Here is a 15,550-nt window from a genome sequence, read left to right as displayed (position 1 = left end):
ATGAAACTCAAAAAAATGGCAACTCTTCTTTCTGTTGTTGCATTAAGCGCCACAATCAGCGCTAACGCATTGGCAAAAGAATCAATCGCGCTTGTTATCTCAACACTAAACAACCCTTTCTTTGTCACAATGAAAGACAGTGCACAGAAAGAGGCAAATAGATTAGGTTACGACCTTGTTGTTCTAGATTCTATGGACAACCCAGCGAAAGAGCTTGCTAACGTGCAAGATCTCACCGTAAAAGGCACACGTTTAATGCTTATTAATCCGACAGATTCAGATGCTGTGGGGAATGCAGTTATTTTAGCCAATAAAGCTAAAATCCCAGTTATCACCTTAGATCGTGTTGCAAACAAAGGTGAAGTCGTCAGCCACGTTGCTTCAGATAATCGCCTTGGCGGTAAAATGGCAGGTGATTATATTGCTGAAAAAGTCGCTAATGACGCCAAAGTCATTCAACTAGAAGGGATCACAGGAACATCTGCATCTCGTGAACGTGGTGAAGGTTTTAAACAAGCCGTTGATACCCATAAACTGAATGTACTTGCAAGCCAACCCGCTGATTTTGACCGCACCAAAGGTCTCAACGTGATGCAAAATCTGTTAACTGCGTATCCTGCTGTTCAAGCTGTTTTTGCACAAAATGATGAAATGGCATTAGGTGCATTACGTGCATTACAAACTGCTGGTCGTACCGATGTATTAGTGATTGGTTTCGATGGTACAGATGATGGGATCAAAGCGGTAAACCGTGGCATGTTAGGTGCAACCATTGCTCAACGCCCAGATCAAATTGGTATTATCGGCATTCAAACTGCAGATAAAATTCTCAAAGGCGAGAAAGTGGATGCAACAATCCCTGTCGAGCTTGAGTTAGTTATAAAAAAATAACAACAACAAATACCACGGAGTGATATTGCTCCGTGGTGGCTTTAATCATTAAAACACGTTTTCACAAGGATAAAGGCTATGACGACACCTCGCCTTGCTGTTCTAGGTAGCATCAATGTTGACCACATTATGAATATTTCACAATTTCCAAAACCTGGTGAAACCATTATTGGTCATCAATACAAAGTAGCCTTTGGTGGTAAAGGTGCAAATCAAGCTGTCGCTTGCGGTCGTAGTGGCGCCGATATTACCTTTATTGCTTGTGTCGGTGATGATGCAATTGGTAGTGAAATCATAGCTCAACTGAAAACAGATAATATTCATATTGATGCAATTAGTATTATTCCGCAGATACCAACAGGTGTCGCGATGATCCTTGTTAATGAACAAGGTGAAAACGTAATTAGCATCGTTGCAGGTGCGAATGGCGCACTAACGCCAACACATTTTCAGCAATATCATCATGTTGTTGAGCATGCTGATGCCTTACTGATGCAATTAGAATCACCATTAGAGACAGTCTTTGAAGCAGCAAAACTGGCAAAGTCACATCACACGAAAGTTATTTTAAATCCTGCTCCAGCAGTGCCTTTATCTGATGAATTTCTGAGTTTTATTGATGTTATCACTCCAAATGAGACGGAAGCCGAAATATTAACAGGCGTTTCTGTGCATGATGAAGCGGGTGCAGCAAAAGCTGCTGAAATCTTACATCGTAAAGGTATCAAACAAGTGCTTATCACTTTGGGTAGCCGTGGCGTATGGTTTAGTGAACAAGGAAAAGGCATGATAATTCCCAGTTTTCGTGTCGAAGCAGTTGATACCATTGCCGCAGGTGATACATTTAACGGTGCATTTGTCACTGCAATATTAGAAGGGAAACCTTCCGTTGAGGCTATCCGTTTTGCTCACGCAGCAGCTGCAATTGCAGTTACACGTCATGGTGCGCAATCTTCAGTTCCTTGGCGTCATGAAATCGAATCATTTTTAGCAGAGCGAGCATAGTACTTTGGCAACAATGAAAGATGTCGCCCGTTTGGCGGGCGTTTCGACATCAACTGTTTCTCACGTTATCAATAACAACCGTTATGTTAGCGAAGGTATTCGTAAAAAGGTTAACGACGCTATCGAAACCTTAAATTACGCGCCTTCTGCTTTAGCGCGTAGTTTAAAAATGAACTGTACTCACACTATCGGTATGTTAGTCACAGCCAGTAGTAACCCGTTCTATGCAGAAGTTGTGCGCGGTGTTGAACGCAGTTGTTATGAAAAAGGCTATAGCCTTATTTTGTGTAACACCGAAGGGGATTACGAGCGCATGGATAGCAGCCTTGAAACCTTGCTGCAAAAACGTGTTGATGGCTTATTATTGATGTCAACGGAAGCCAGAGCGCCCTCTCATGAAGTGCTAAACCGTTATCCTCGTTTACCGATGGTGATGATGGATTGGTCCCCGTTTGAATATGGGGGAGATATTATTCAAGATAACTCTCTGCTCGGGGGAGAAATCGCAACCAATTATCTGATTGAAAAAGGCTTTACTGAAATTGCATGTATCGCAGGCCCACAAGATAAGCTTCCAGCAAAACATCGTTTGCAAGGTTATTATAATGCGATGCAAAAAGCAGGATTAGCTATTCGAAACGAGTTTGTGTTAACCAGTGATTTTGAATTTGCAGGTGGATTTAGCGCAATGCAAAAATTACTCTCACTTTCTGTCTTACCACAAGCTGTTTTTACCTGTAATGACGCGATGGCTGTTGGCGCTTATCAAGCCATTTACCAAAAAGGTTTGCGTGTACCTGATGATATTTCCGTCATGGGTTATGACGATATCGACCTAGCCTCTTATATGATCCCACCGCTTTCGACTATTCACCAACCTAAAGATGAATTGGGAAAACTCGCTGTCAGCCAATTATTGCATCGTATGGAAAACATTGATGCCGATGATAATGTTCTGGTGCTTACCCCCAAACTTATAGAGCGTGGCTCGGTGATAGATTTCATAAAATAACAACAAGAAAGTTAGCACTATTATTACTGATGCTCTCTTTTAAGATGAGGGCATTTACTTCTAGTTATATTTATAAAATTAAAGATTTAAAATCAACTAGTTAAATAATTTTTAAAACTATGTCTATTTATCTTTATTTCCTATTGAACCCTCTATATTTTAGCTACTTTCCCTCGTTATTTACGCCATAGACCATGAAGGATGCAAATTTCCATCAAATCTATTATACTATTGCCCTTTCGCATTATCTGATGCAGCGCCATTTAGGGTATTGCTTTAGAATTTTCATGCTTAAATGATAATGTGTCCTTTAATTTATGGGGCAAGTGTTATCCTCATTTTGACGATTAATCACTTCCCATTTTGATAAAATTTGAGAGTATTATTATGTCATTACCTTCTTGTCCTAAGTGCAATTCAGAATACACCTATGAAGATGGTGCAATGTATGTGTGCCCTGAATGTGCTCATGAGTGGAACGATGCTGAGCCTGTTGCTGAAAGTGATGAATTGATTGTTAAAGACGCTAACGGTAACTTATTAGCTGATGGCGATTCAGTGACTGTGATTAAAGATCTCAAAGTCAAAGGTAGCTCAACCATGCTGAAAATTGGTACTAAAGTAAAAGGTATTCGTTTAGTGGAAGGCGACCATAATATTGATTGTAAAATTGATGGCTTTGGACCAATGAAGTTAAAATCTGAATTTGTGAAGAAAAACTAAGATAAATTAATAATACCTTTATTAATTCATTCAGATATTATCAGCATTCTCAAAGGCGCTTATTAAGCGCCTTTTTGTTTCAGTAAACCTTACTCGTTACTCTCACTAAAGTGATCAAAGCCTTTAAGATTAGGGTAAACATCTTCACCATTTCGTAAATAACGAATGCCTTCGCTAATCGGCATAATTTGACCAATACAATGAAAATCTGCACCTGTATGCGCTAATGCGATCTCTAAAGCACCACGGTTGATTTCTGGTACTGTAAAGCAAAGCTCGTAATCTTCACCACCACTCAATGCCCAGATCTCCGCTTGTTCTTCACTCACTTCTGCTTTCATTGCAGGCGAATAAGGTAATGCATCTAAATTTAAGCGCGCACCACAACCACTTGCTGTGAGAATATGATCCAAGTCTGAAATCAGCCCATCAGAAATATCAATCGCAGATGTCGCTAAATGGCGCAATGCTTGACCTTGCAGTAAACGAGGTTGAGGACGCAAATGCCTTGCAACAAAATAGTCACTATGCTCTTTTTCTGTCGGCTGTAATCTATTTTGTAATACAGCAAGCCCTGCCGCGCTATCACCTAAAAAACCCGTAACATAGATCCAATCGCCAATTTTAGCGCCAGAACGAAGTAATGCGGTTCCTTGTGGAACAAGCCCTTGTATTGTGATTGTTAAGCTCAAAGGACCACGAGTAGTATCACCTCCGATTAGCTGGATTGCATAATAATCAGCTAATGCAAAGAAGGAGCGGCTGAATGCCTCGAGCCATTCACTATTTGTATCAGGAAGTGTTAAAGCTAATGAAGCCCAAGAAGGATCTGCACCAACGGCAGCTAAGTCACTAATATTTACAGCCAGTGCTTTATACGCTAAATCTTCAGGTGAGATAGAAGGAAGGAAGTGAATACCACTCACTAAAGTATCGGTGCTAATAGCAACTTGTTGCTTTTCAGGTACCGTTAATATTGCGCAGTCATCTCCAATTCCTGTACTCACATCTTTTCGTTTTACAGGCTGTGAAGTGAAATATTGCTTAATAAGGGAGAATTCACCACAAGGCATTATCTATTTCCTATTTAGCTGTGCATACTAAATGAGTTTTATTAAACAAAAGGCCGGAAATACCGGCCTTGAATTATTTACCATAGAGGAAACGTGAAAAACGTTATTTTTTACGTACAGTTGGTGCAGCTTTATCAAGCACGCCATTAACAAATTTATGGCTATCGTCAGCACCAAATACCTTAGCCAGTTCAATCGCTTCGTTAATCGCAACTTTGTAAGGAACATCTTCACGGAAGCTAAGTTCAAACATTGCTAAACGTAAAATTGCTTTTTCAACTTGACCTAATTCTTCAAGTTGACGGGATAAATAAGGTTCCATCGCCTTATCTAAACGTGTTGCATTAATGGCAACACCCACTAAAAGCTCACGAAAATAAGCAATATCTACACCTTGGGTATCCTGCTCGGATAAAAACTCCAATTCCACATCCGCGATGTCATTTCCGGATAATTGCCATGAGTAGATAGCTTGAACAGCACACTCACGAGCACGACGACGAGCAGCAGGTTTCACAAAATTCCCCTTAAGTTAAAACAGATGATTAGCCTTTTATGGCTTTAAGTACATTGATCATTTCAAGTGCTGTCATTGCCGCTTCAGCACCTTTGTTGCCCGCTTTAGTTCCAGCGCGTTCAATAGCCTGTTCAATATTTTCAGTGGTTAAAACACCAAAAGTCACAGGGATCTCACTTTGCATCGCAACTTGAGATAAACCAGAACTACATTCGCCAGCAACGTATTCAAAATGTGCGGTTCCACCACGGATAACAGTACCTAATGCGATAACTGCATCGTATTTGTCGCTTTCGGCTAATGCTTTAACCGTTAATGGCAACTCATAAGCGCCTGGAACCCAAACGACGGTAATATTTTCAGAGGAAACTTGTCCAATGCGTTCTAATGCATCAACCGCACCTTCTAATAGGCTGTCATTGATGAAGTTATTAAAACGGGCAATTGCAATTGCTACGCGTGCGTTTGGCGCCGCGACAACACCTTTGATTACGTTCATAGGTTACTTTTTTCTCCTATCCGCGGGGGCGCGGATTTTATCATATTCTTTCCCTTACTGCGCTCTGTTTTATTATTACACAGTAAAGGAGCCAAAAACCCTTGATAAATCAAGGTATTTAGTTGGCTGATAACGATGTCGTAACGACAGGAAATAACACACACGGCGCCATTTTACTACAAATAGCGCCGTAGACACACTTATTTGCGTCTATTAATAACGAGGTTTTAAACAAACTCTGATATCAGAGCCAATTTGTTGAAGAGAATCTACTGTAAATTCAGGTGTTTCTGATAATGACGATAGTGGAGAAAGTGTAAATAATCCACGCGCATCATTGCCTAAAATTTTAGGTGCAATATAAATAATAAGCTCATCAACAAGCCCAGCCTCTAATAATGCGCCAGCAAAATGAGCCCCACTTTCAACCCATACAGTATTGATATTGCGTTTACCCAATTGCATCATTAATAAAACTAAATCCACACCGCTGTTTTTGCCATTCGTTGGTAATAGGATTTCTGATACATTCCCCTGCCAGTCACTTGGGTGTGATTTTGTACGCGCCAACCAGCATTCGCCTTCAATTTGAGTGATTTTATGATCTTCAGTCACTCTATTTTGGCTATCAGCCACAATACGAATAGGTTGGCGTAATGTTTCTTCCGGATAAATGGCTTTTATCTCATCTGAAAGCTCATCCCAACGTACATTCATAGAAGGGTTGTCGGCAAGCACGGTTGCACTTGTCGTTAAAATAGCGCTAGCTTGAGCTCGGAAATTTTGTACATCCCGACGAGATGCTTTAGAGGTTATCCATTGGCTTTCACCTGATGCTAATGCCGTTTTACCATCTAAAGATGCGCCCATTTTGAGCTGAATATAAGGAAAACCCGTTCTCATGCGTTTAAAAAAGCCAACGTTAAGTTTTTCAGCTTCTTGCATTAAAACACCATGAGAAACATCGACTCCTGCTGTTAATAACTTATGTAAGCCTCGTCCAGCAACTTGAGGATTCGGATCTTGCATCGCAGCAACAACGCGTTTTATACCTGCATTAATCAAAGCATCAGCACAAGGCGGTGTTTTACCAAAATGGCTACAAGGCTCAAGAGTGACATAAGCTGTTGCCCCTTTTGCTTTATCTCCTGCCATTTTTAATGCATTGACTTCAGCATGAGGGCCACCTGCGTGATGGTGATAACCTTCACCAATAATCTCACCCTCTTTTACAATCACACACCCCACATTAGGATTAGGCGATGTTGTAAAACGACCTAATGCTGCAAGCTCAATAGCTCGACGCATGTAGTGTTCATCCTGCAGGCTTTCATTTTCACTTGGATTGTTGCTGTTGTTATTTATCATAATAATTACATGTAATTTTATTATTTATCGTTATTTTTCAAATCATTAAATAAAGCACAGTATTAATGTATTAATCCTGTAATTTTGCAATTTCTTCACCAAAATCACGGATATCTTCAAAACTACGATAAACAGAAGCAAAGCGAATATAAGCCACTTTATCGAGTTTCTTTAGTTGTTCCATAACAAAATTGCCAATTTCTTTTGAAGGGATTTCTCTTTCACCCGTCGCTCTTAATTGTGATTTGATATGACTTATCGCAGCTTCAACATCGTCTGAACTCACTGGACGCTTTTCTAGCGCTTTAAGCATGCCTCGACGAAGTTTCTCTTCATCAAAAGGCTCACGTATTTCATCACTTTTCACAACACGAGGCATCACTAACTCTGCTACTTCAAAGGTAGTAAAACGTTCATGACAAACAAGACATTGGCGACGACGGCGCACTTGTGAACCATCACCAACAAGTCTGGAATCAATTACCTTGGTATCTACGGCTCCACAAAATGGGCAATGCATAGTTATTCCTACTTTTGACAATACTCATAAACAGTGTACCTGTTCAGTGAACAAAAAACACCCTGTCAGTATACACTGGCAGGGTGTTTGCGATGTTTTATCAGAAAAACGCTCTATTATGGTAAGAGTGTTGTCTGATCTGCACCCTCTTTTTCCACTTTTTGTACAATCAAGTGTTCACGTTTCATTCCCATTTTCAGTGCTAATGCAGAAGCCACATAAATAGAAGAAATAGTACCGATTGAAACACCGATTAACATAACTAAAGAGAAGCCTTGAAGCATTGAACCACCGAAGATGTACAGCATTAATACAACTAATAATGTTGTTGCTGATGTCATGATGGTACGGCTTAATGTCTGTGTAAGAGAAACGTTCATAATTTCATATGATGTTCCTCGACGAATTTTACGGAAGTTCTCACGAATACGGTCTGATACAACGATACTATCGTTCAGTGAGTAACCGATAACAGACATCAATGACGCTACAATGGTTAAGTCAACTTCTATGTGGAACAGTGAAAGAACACCCAGTGTTATCACCACGTCATGCGCAAGTGCAATAACTGCACCTAACGCCAAACGCCACTCAAAACGGAATCCAACATAGATAAGAATACAGATAAGTGCAGATAACAACGCCATTGCACCTGTTTGAGCCAATTCACTACCAACACTTGGCCCCACAAATTCAATACGTTTTACCACAGCATCGTTATCAACTTTAGCATTGATGACATCGATGACTTGCTTACCTAATTCTTGACCAGCCTGTCCTTCAACAGGAGGCATACGCACCATAATATCGCGGCTGCTACCAAAGTTTTGTAATAGAGGATCTTTAAAGCCTGCTGCATCTAGGCTATCACGCATTTTATCAAGGTCGGCTGGTTGACTGAGATTGATCTCAATTACTGTACCACCTGTAAAATCCAGTCCCCAGTTAAATCCTTTCACGGAAATGATAGCAATTGACGCTATCAAAAGCAGAAACGAAATACTAAAGGCGACGTTGTCCCAACGCATAAAGTCAATGACTCTACGACCATGGTTTAATTGTTCAACAGTATAATCCTGTGCCACAACGTGCTCCTTAAATAGACAGTTTCTTAACGCGTTTACCACCATACAACAGGTTTACAATCGCACGAGTACCGACGATAGCGGTAAACATGGATGTTGCAACCCCGATTGCAGTTGTGATAGCAAAGCCTTTAATTGAGCCGGTGCCAACTGCATAAAGGATCACAGCTGTAATTAATGTGGTTAAGTTCGCATCAATAATACTGGAGAAGGCACCTTTATAACCTTCATGGATTGCTTGTTGTACTGATCGACCATTACGTAACTCTTCTTTGATACGTTCGTTTATCAGTACGTTGGCATCGACGGCGACGGCAAGTGTTAATACGATACCTGCAATACCCGGCATGGTCAGTGTTGCGCCTGGTAATAGTGACATTACCCCAACGATTAACACTAAGTTTGCCATTAATGCAGTACTCGCAATCACACCAAATTTACGATAATAAATTATCATAAAGGCAACAGACGCAATCAGACCCCATAAACACGCTTCTAAACCTTGGGTAATATTTTGTAGCCCCAAAGTTGGACCAATCGTTCTTTCTTCAACGATTTGAATAGGTGCAATCAACGCACCAGCACGTAATAATAGAGACAATTGACGTGCTTCATTCGCATTTGAAATACCCGTAATACGGAAGCTATTTCCTAAACGACTTTGAATATTCGCAACGTTGATCACTTCTTCACTTTTAACTAATACAGCTCGGTCATTCTCATCACGTTTACCGCTGTCTTTATACTCTACGAACAATGTTGCCATCGGTTTACCGACGTTGTCTTTCGTAAAGTTAGACATGATAGAACCACCCGCGCTATCAAGTGAAATATTCACTTGAGGTTGACCATATTCATCAGCTTGAGAAGTTGAGTCAGTAATGTGGTCACCCGTTAAAATAACGCGTTTATAGAGAATGGTTGGCATACCTTCACGGGTATATTTCACTTCTGAGTCACCCGGAATACGACCCGTTTCTAAAGCAGAAGGATCAACAGTGGTATTGACTAAGCGGAATTCTAATGTTGCTGTCGCACCTAAGATTTCTTTAGCGCGAGCGGTATCTTGGATACCTGGTAATTCAACAACAATTCGGTCAGCGCCTTGACGTTGAACTAATGGCTCTGCAACACCTAACTGGTTAACACGATTACGTAAGATAGTGATGTTTTGCTGTACTGCATAAGTACGCGCATCACGTAAACGTTCGTCAGTAAAAATAGCTCTTAACGAGTTATTTGCGCCATCTCTAAAAATGAGATCTTGATTACGACGAGTTAAGTAATCTGAAGCTTTAGCGCGATCATCCGAATTACGGAAACGGATTTCAACGCCATAGTTATCCGTTTTACGGATAGATGAATACGGAATGCCTTCATCACGTAATAATGTACGTAGACTTTCAACATTTTGTTCCTGAAGTTTACCTAACGCGGTTTCCATATCGACTTCCATCAAGAAGTGAACACCACCACGTAAGTCTAACCCCAGTTTCATCGGCTCACCGCCAATGGCTTCTAACCATTTTGGTGTTGCCGGTGCAAGGTTAAGTGCAACAATGAACTGGTCACCTAATGCAGGCAACAACACTTCGCGGGCACGTAACTGAATATCAGGATTACCGAAACGAGCCAAAATCGCACCATTTTCAAGTGCAATAGATTTCGCTTCAATTTTTTCTTTATCTAATAAAGATCGAACTTGATCCAGTGTTTGCTCATTGGCGGCGGTTCCCCGCGCGCCAGTGATTTGAACAGCCGGATCCTCACCATATAGGTTAGGAAGTGCGTAAAGCAGACCGATGAGGATAGCGGCTATCAACATCAGGTACTTCCACAAAGGATAACGGTTTAGCACGGCAGTTCCCTTTTCCCTTTGGGGAAATGTTATTAAATAGCTTTCATTGTGCCTTTAGGTAATACAGCGGCAACAAAGTCACGTTTGATAGTTACTTCAGTTGTTTCATTCAGAGCAACAACGATATAGCCGTTATCTGAAACCTTAACAACACGACCAATTAAACCACCAGTCGTTAAAACTTCATCACCTTTACCAATAGAATCCATCAGTTTACGATGTTCTTTAGTACGTTTTTGCTGTGGACGTAGGATCATAAAATAGAAAATCAGAATAAAGATCACTAACATCGGTAAAATAGACATAAAGCTAGCTTCAGGTGCTGCTTGTCCAGCAGAAGCAACAGCATCAGAAATGAAAAAACTCATTCACTTTTCCTCATTGTTGTCGATATCGACGATATTCAAGTTATAAGCCCAATATCATACACAGAATTGGGCTTTCTCGTATACATTATTCACACTTAGTCGCACTGCCATTTAGCGGTGGGACGGGTTTTCCAATACGTTCGTAGAATTCGTGTACAAACTCTTCAAAACGCGAGTCTTCAATAGACTGACGAATTTCAGCCATCAAACGCTGATAATAACGCAAGTTGTGGATAGTGTTCAGCCTTGCACCTAAAATTTCGTTACAACGATCAAGATGATGTAAATAAGCACGGCTATAATTTTTACAGGTATAGCAGTCACAATGTTCATCAAGCGTTGATGTGTCAGAGCGATGTTTCGCATTACGAATTTTAATCACACCATCAGTTACAAACAGATGACCATTTCGTGCATTTCGTGTTGGCATAACACAGTCAAACATATCAATACCACGACGAACACCTTCAACTAAATCTTCTGGTTTACCGACACCCATTAAATAACGCGGTTTATTCGCAGGAATTTGAGGGCAGACATGCTCTAAAATACGATGCATATCTTCTTTAGGTTCACCGACCGCAAGGCCGCCGACAGCGTAACCGTCAAAACCAATTTCGACTAGTCCTTTTACGGAGATATCGCGTAAATCTTCGTAAACACCGCCTTGAATAATACCGAATAATGAATTTTTGTTATTAAGTTCATCAAAGCGCGCACGACTACGTTTAGCCCAACGTAATGACATCTCCATTGAGTTTTTCGCATAATCCCAATCGGAAGGATATGGCGTACACTCATCAAAAATCATCACAATGTCAGAACCCAAATCGTATTGGATTTCCATTGATTTTTCTGGGCTTAAGAAAATCTTTTCACCATTAATAGGGTTACGGAAATGCACACCCTCTTCTTTAATTTTACGCATTGCGCCTAAACTAAAGACTTGGAAGCCGCCTGAGTCCGTTAAAATAGGGCCTTGCCATTGCATAAAATCATGTAAATCACCATGTAACTTCATGATTTCTTGACCCGGGCGTAACCATAGGTGGAAAGTGTTGCCTAAAAGAATTTGTGCACCTGTTGCTTTTACTTCTTCAGGAGTCATTCCTTTTACTGTGCCGTAAGTACCCACTGGCATAAATGCAGGTGTTTCAACAACACCTCGTTCAAAAATAAGGCGACCGCGGCGAGCATTACCGTCGGTTTTGTCTAATTCGTATTTCACTAATCCTCCAAGCATCAGAAAAACAGTCCAATGCGCAATAAAAAACAGCACATTCTAATCATTTGTTAGACGGCTGTATATGTTACTTCAACAAAAACCCGTGCTTAGTCAAAGGGATTAAGCAATAAAATTGAAATAACAATTCATAAAATGAAGAAAAACGTTAAAAAGAATAATAAATCTTTATTCTTGTCCTACTTTTTCATTGATAGCTAAAGGATTACAAGTAATAAACATCGCATCACCATAACTGAAAAAACGATACTCTTGCTCAACCGCTTCTTTATAGGCATTCATGGTATTTTTATACCCAGCAAAAGCAGAAACCAGCATGATTAAAGTCGATTCAGGCAAATGGAAATTCGTAATCAATGCATCAATAATTTGATATTGATAACCCGGATAAATAAAGATTTGGGTATCATCGAAGAAAGGTGCTATTAACGCATCTTTTGTTGCCTTAGCCGCACTTTCTAACGAACGAACAGAGGTTGTCCCCACAGCGATCACTCGATTACCACGCGCTTTACACGCTAATACAGCATCAACCACTTCTTGTGGTACTTCTGCGTATTCAGAATGCATTGTGTGTTCTTCGATATTATCAACACGCACTGGTTGGAAAGTTCCCGCCCCTACATGCAGTGTGACAAACGCCATCTCAACACCTTTTTCTTTTAAGGCTTGAAGTAATGGTTCATCAAAGTGTAATCCCGCAGTAGGTGCTGCAACAGCGCCTGGACGCTCATTATAAACCGTTTGATAAAGCTCTTTGTCGGATTCTTCATCCGGACGATCAATATAAGGAGGTAAAGGCATATGCCCAATGCTATTAAGAATAGTTAGAACATCTCTTTCATCATCGAAGCGAATTTCAAAAAGTGTATCATGACGCGCAACCATAGTTGCTTGTACACTTTCATCTTCACCTAGCACAAGCGCAGCACCTTCTTTCGGTGATTTGGAGGCTCTAACATGAGCAAGGACGCGATGTTCATCAAGCATACGCTCAACTAGTACTTCGATTTTACCACCTGACGCTTTACGCCCATAAATACGCGCAGGGATCACCCGCGTATTATTAAAAACCAGTAGATCACCGGCATTTATTTTATCTAACACATCGGTAAAAATACCGTGTGATAAAGCACCAGTCTCACCTTCTAAAGAGAGCAAACGACAACCACTGCGTTGAGGTTGTGGATAGTGAGCAATCAAGGCTTCTGGCAATTCAAATGTAAAGTCTGATACACGCATAATTAAACGACTACTTTCATAAAAAACAGGCGGACTAGTCTAGTGCTGCCAGCTTATCAGTGCAAGAAAGAAGCCCTTTTTTATTCAAAAAGCGCTATGATGATGTGATGAATTATCTTGCTCACTTACATCTGGCCTTTAGGGCAAAAAGCTCTCTATTAGGCAATATGATGGCAGATTACGTTAAAGGCGCACCTAGCTCTGATTACAGCCAAGCTGTTATTGAGGGCATTCGCATGCATAGACGCATTGATGTGCTTACAGACACTCACCCATTAGTCAAGCAAGCTCGCCTTTTATTTCCTGATGAATATCGCCGAGTTTCACCAATTACCTTAGATGTTTTTTGGGATCATTTTCTTTCTTTAAATTGGTTGAAATTTGAACCAGATTTACCGTTGATTGAATTTGTTACCAAGACCCGAAATATTATTGAACCTGATTTATGGCAAACACCAGAAAAATTCCAAGAGCTTAATGAGTATCTATGGTCACAATCTTGGTTAATTCGTTATGCTGACAAGGCATATATTGCTCAAACATTGAAAGGAATGGCAAGAAGAAGACCACGATTAAGTGCACTAGCTGGCTCTTATATTGTTCTTGAAACCCACTATGACGAACTAAGTGAAATTTTTTGGCAGTTTTATCCACAATTGCTAGAAAGAGCACAACATCACCAACTTGATGACTGATACATTTAACTACCATATTGAGTTTCATCTTTTTGTCATATTGTAGAATTACATTTGATATATCAAAGAGATGCTAAGTCAATTTATCATGTTATTCGTAACGATTTGTTAACAAGCATAGTATTCATTTCCAAAGTTGATTAGAATGAATCGTTATACAAGGAGTCATAAATAATCCTACTTTATTGTATTAAGTTGATAGTTATAATCTATCAAATAGATTGTTCTGTTTAACTTTATCAATAGCGATTGATTATTTATGCTGTATGCATCATTTAAAAACAGGGTATACCCCTTGAATTTACTCTAAATAGTTCGAGGTGTAGCTAGGCGACAAGTGAATGAGTCGCTAAGAGCATACATAGTATGTGACTAGTGCGAATGAACGCAGTCAACAACGCTACAACTTGAAATATGACGAATAAAAACAGGGTACACATCCTGAATTTACTCTAAATAGTTCGAGGTGTAGCTAGGCGACAAGTGAATGAGTCGCTAAGAGCATACAATAGTATGTGACTAGTGCGAATGAACGCAGTCAACAACGCTACAACTTGAAATATGACGAGTACAAACTCTTTCAATCTACAGGAGTACATTATGGTTCTGGTTACTCGCAAAGCCCCTGATTTCACAGCTGCTGCCGTTTTAGGTAATGGCGAAATCGTTAATGATTTCAACCTGCATTCATTTATCAAAGGCAAACCTGCCGTTATTTTCTTCTGGCCAATGGATTTCACTTTTGTTTGCCCTTCAGAGCTGATTGCATTTGATCACCGTTTTGAAGAATTCAAAAAACGTGGCGTTGAAATCATCGGTGTTTCTATGGACTCTGAATTCGTTCATAACGCATGGCGTAAAACCCCAATTGATGATGGCGGTATTGGTGAAGTTAAATACCCAATGGTTGCTGATATCAAACATGACATCATCAAAGCTTACGGCATCGAACACCCAGAAGCAGGCGTTGCTCTGCGCGGTTCATTCCTGATTGACAAAGAAGGTGTTGTTCGTCACCAAGTCGTTAACGATCTACCACTTGGTCGTAATATCGATGAAATGATCCGTATGGTTGACGCACTGCAATTCCACGAAGAACACGGCGAAGTTTGCCCTGCACAGTGGGAAAAAGGTCAAGAAGGTATGGGCGCATCTCCAGACGGCGTTGCTAAATACCTGAAAGCAAACTCTGGCAAACTGTAATATTCCAGTAAGCTACTATTTTTCTAAAAGCCTGTGAAAACAGGCTTTTTTTTATTTATTCAGCACTTATCTATTTATTTCTTATCAACTCTATTTATTTCTTATCAACTCTATTTATTTCTTATCAACTCTATTTATTTCTTATCAACTCTATTTATTACTGCAATTAGTTATACTCAAGCTTATTGTTTACCTGCTTAAAGATAGTTTTGTGATCATCACATCAAAAAAAATTCTCATCACCAATA

The 15,550-nt window shown here is 40.1% G+C and carries 16 protein-coding genes; 6 read left to right on the top strand and 10 right to left on the bottom strand.

Annotated features, from left to right (window positions below):
* From rbsB to JEP71_RS07260, 4 genes are all read left to right on the top strand, one after another.
* A complete protein-coding gene (gene rbsB / locus JEP71_RS07275) occupies positions 1 to 891 on the top strand; it encodes a ribose ABC transporter substrate-binding protein RbsB (protein ID WP_196735402.1) in 891 nt (296 codons plus the stop codon).
* A gap of 78 nt (positions 892 to 969) precedes the next feature.
* Positions 970 to 1,896 carry a ribokinase gene (gene rbsK, locus JEP71_RS07270; RefSeq protein ID WP_198625999.1) on the top strand — a complete coding sequence of 309 codons (927 nt, stop codon included), beginning with the start codon at positions 970 to 972 and terminating at the stop codon, positions 1,894 to 1,896.
* Between the two features lie 4 nt (positions 1,897 to 1,900).
* Positions 1,901 to 2,908: a ribose operon transcriptional repressor RbsR gene (gene rbsR / locus JEP71_RS07265; protein WP_196573924.1), complete on the top strand. Its 1,008-nt coding sequence runs from the start codon at positions 1,901 to 1,903 to the stop codon at positions 2,906 to 2,908.
* Between the two features lie 387 nt (positions 2,909 to 3,295).
* The gene (locus JEP71_RS07260) at positions 3,296 to 3,631 is read left to right on the top strand and encodes a zinc ribbon domain-containing protein YjdM (protein WP_109371746.1); all 336 of its coding nucleotides are present in this window, start codon (positions 3,296 to 3,298) and stop codon (positions 3,629 to 3,631) included.
* 89 nt (positions 3,632 to 3,720) lie between these two features.
* On the opposite strand, the gene thiL is transcribed toward JEP71_RS07260, so the two are convergent.
* The 10 genes from thiL to queA form a co-directional block, all read right to left on the bottom strand.
* Positions 3,721 to 4,704, bottom strand: a complete 984-nt coding sequence (thiL, locus tag JEP71_RS07255) for a thiamine-phosphate kinase (protein ID WP_109371748.1) — start codon at positions 4,702 to 4,704, stop codon at positions 3,721 to 3,723.
* Between the two features lie 103 nt (positions 4,705 to 4,807).
* The gene (gene nusB, locus JEP71_RS07250; protein WP_006535124.1) at positions 4,808 to 5,221 is read right to left on the bottom strand and encodes a transcription antitermination factor NusB; all 414 of its coding nucleotides are present in this window, start codon (positions 5,219 to 5,221) and stop codon (positions 4,808 to 4,810) included.
* A gap of 28 nt (positions 5,222 to 5,249) precedes the next feature.
* Entirely contained in the window at positions 5,250 to 5,720 is a 471-nt protein-coding gene (gene ribH, locus JEP71_RS07245; protein WP_036932916.1) for a 6,7-dimethyl-8-ribityllumazine synthase, read from the bottom strand.
* A gap of 213 nt (positions 5,721 to 5,933) precedes the next feature.
* Positions 5,934 to 7,088: a bifunctional diaminohydroxyphosphoribosylaminopyrimidine deaminase/5-amino-6-(5-phosphoribosylamino)uracil reductase RibD gene (gene ribD / locus JEP71_RS07240; RefSeq protein ID WP_198625997.1), complete on the bottom strand. Its 1,155-nt coding sequence runs from the start codon at positions 7,086 to 7,088 to the stop codon at positions 5,934 to 5,936.
* Positions 7,089 to 7,158: 70 nt separating this feature from the next.
* Complete coding sequence (gene nrdR, locus JEP71_RS07235; protein ID WP_006535128.1) at positions 7,159 to 7,608, bottom strand: transcriptional regulator NrdR; 450 nt, start codon at positions 7,606 to 7,608, stop codon at positions 7,159 to 7,161.
* A gap of 116 nt (positions 7,609 to 7,724) precedes the next feature.
* A complete protein-coding gene (gene secF / locus JEP71_RS07230) occupies positions 7,725 to 8,693 on the bottom strand; it encodes a protein translocase subunit SecF (protein ID WP_198619343.1) in 969 nt (322 codons plus the stop codon).
* 10 nt (positions 8,694 to 8,703) lie between these two features.
* Positions 8,704 to 10,551: a protein translocase subunit SecD gene (secD, locus tag JEP71_RS07225; RefSeq protein ID WP_109371754.1), complete on the bottom strand. Its 1,848-nt coding sequence runs from the start codon at positions 10,549 to 10,551 to the stop codon at positions 8,704 to 8,706.
* A 32-nt stretch (positions 10,552 to 10,583) separates the two neighbouring features.
* Complete coding sequence (gene yajC, locus JEP71_RS07220; RefSeq protein WP_006535133.1) at positions 10,584 to 10,919, bottom strand: preprotein translocase subunit YajC; 336 nt, start codon at positions 10,917 to 10,919, stop codon at positions 10,584 to 10,586.
* 85 nt (positions 10,920 to 11,004) lie between these two features.
* On the bottom strand, positions 11,005 to 12,147 hold the full coding sequence (tgt, locus tag JEP71_RS07215; RefSeq protein WP_036911729.1) for a tRNA guanosine(34) transglycosylase Tgt: 1,143 nt from the start codon (positions 12,145 to 12,147) through the stop codon (positions 11,005 to 11,007).
* A gap of 183 nt (positions 12,148 to 12,330) precedes the next feature.
* On the bottom strand, positions 12,331 to 13,404 hold the full coding sequence (queA, locus tag JEP71_RS07210) for a tRNA preQ1(34) S-adenosylmethionine ribosyltransferase-isomerase QueA (protein ID WP_099074190.1): 1,074 nt from the start codon (positions 13,402 to 13,404) through the stop codon (positions 12,331 to 12,333).
* A 107-nt stretch (positions 13,405 to 13,511) separates the two neighbouring features.
* On the opposite strand from queA, the gene JEP71_RS07205 reads away from it, so the two are divergent.
* Entirely contained in the window at positions 13,512 to 14,099 is a 588-nt protein-coding gene (locus JEP71_RS07205; RefSeq protein WP_109372071.1) for an acyl carrier protein phosphodiesterase, read from the top strand.
* A 600-nt stretch (positions 14,100 to 14,699) separates the two neighbouring features.
* Positions 14,700 to 15,302, top strand: a complete 603-nt coding sequence (locus JEP71_RS07200) for a peroxiredoxin C (RefSeq protein ID WP_072069413.1) — start codon at positions 14,700 to 14,702, stop codon at positions 15,300 to 15,302.
* The last annotated feature ends 248 nt before the right edge of the window (positions 15,303 to 15,550 follow it).

This window comes from Proteus sp. PR00224, from assembly GCF_016238105.1.
Classification (GTDB): domain Bacteria; phylum Pseudomonadota; class Gammaproteobacteria; order Enterobacterales; family Enterobacteriaceae; genus Proteus.
The sequence above is the reverse complement of the archived record's forward strand: the minus strand, read 5'-3'. Positions and strand labels throughout refer to the sequence as shown.

What these genes read in the sequence shown, in the direction of transcription:
- JEP71_RS07260 (WP_109371746.1), top strand. Translation starts at nt 3,296, where the DNA reads ATGTCATTACCTTCTTGTCCTAAGTGCAATTCAGAATACACCTATGAA.
- JEP71_RS07200 (WP_072069413.1), top strand. Translation starts at nt 14,700, where the DNA reads ATGGTTCTGGTTACTCGCAAAGCCCCTGATTTCACAGCTGCTGCCGTT.
- nrdR (WP_006535128.1), bottom strand. Translation starts at nt 7,608, where the DNA reads ATGCATTGCCCATTTTGTGGAGCCGTAGATACCAAGGTAATTGATTCC.
- ribH (WP_036932916.1), bottom strand. Translation starts at nt 5,720, where the DNA reads ATGAACGTAATCAAAGGTGTTGTCGCGGCGCCAAACGCACGCGTAGCA.
- rbsB (WP_196735402.1), top strand. Translation starts at nt 1, where the DNA reads ATGAAACTCAAAAAAATGGCAACTCTTCTTTCTGTTGTTGCATTAAGC.
- thiL (WP_109371748.1), bottom strand. Translation starts at nt 4,704, where the DNA reads ATGCCTTGTGGTGAATTCTCCCTTATTAAGCAATATTTCACTTCACAG.
- JEP71_RS07205 (WP_109372071.1), top strand. Translation starts at nt 13,512, where the DNA reads ATGAATTATCTTGCTCACTTACATCTGGCCTTTAGGGCAAAAAGCTCT.
- queA (WP_099074190.1), bottom strand. Translation starts at nt 13,404, where the DNA reads ATGCGTGTATCAGACTTTACATTTGAATTGCCAGAAGCCTTGATTGCT.
- yajC (WP_006535133.1), bottom strand. Translation starts at nt 10,919, where the DNA reads ATGAGTTTTTTCATTTCTGATGCTGTTGCTTCTGCTGGACAAGCAGCA.
- ribD (WP_198625997.1), bottom strand. Translation starts at nt 7,088, where the DNA reads ATGATAAATAACAACAGCAACAATCCAAGTGAAAATGAAAGCCTGCAG.
- rbsK (WP_198625999.1), top strand. Translation starts at nt 970, where the DNA reads ATGACGACACCTCGCCTTGCTGTTCTAGGTAGCATCAATGTTGACCAC.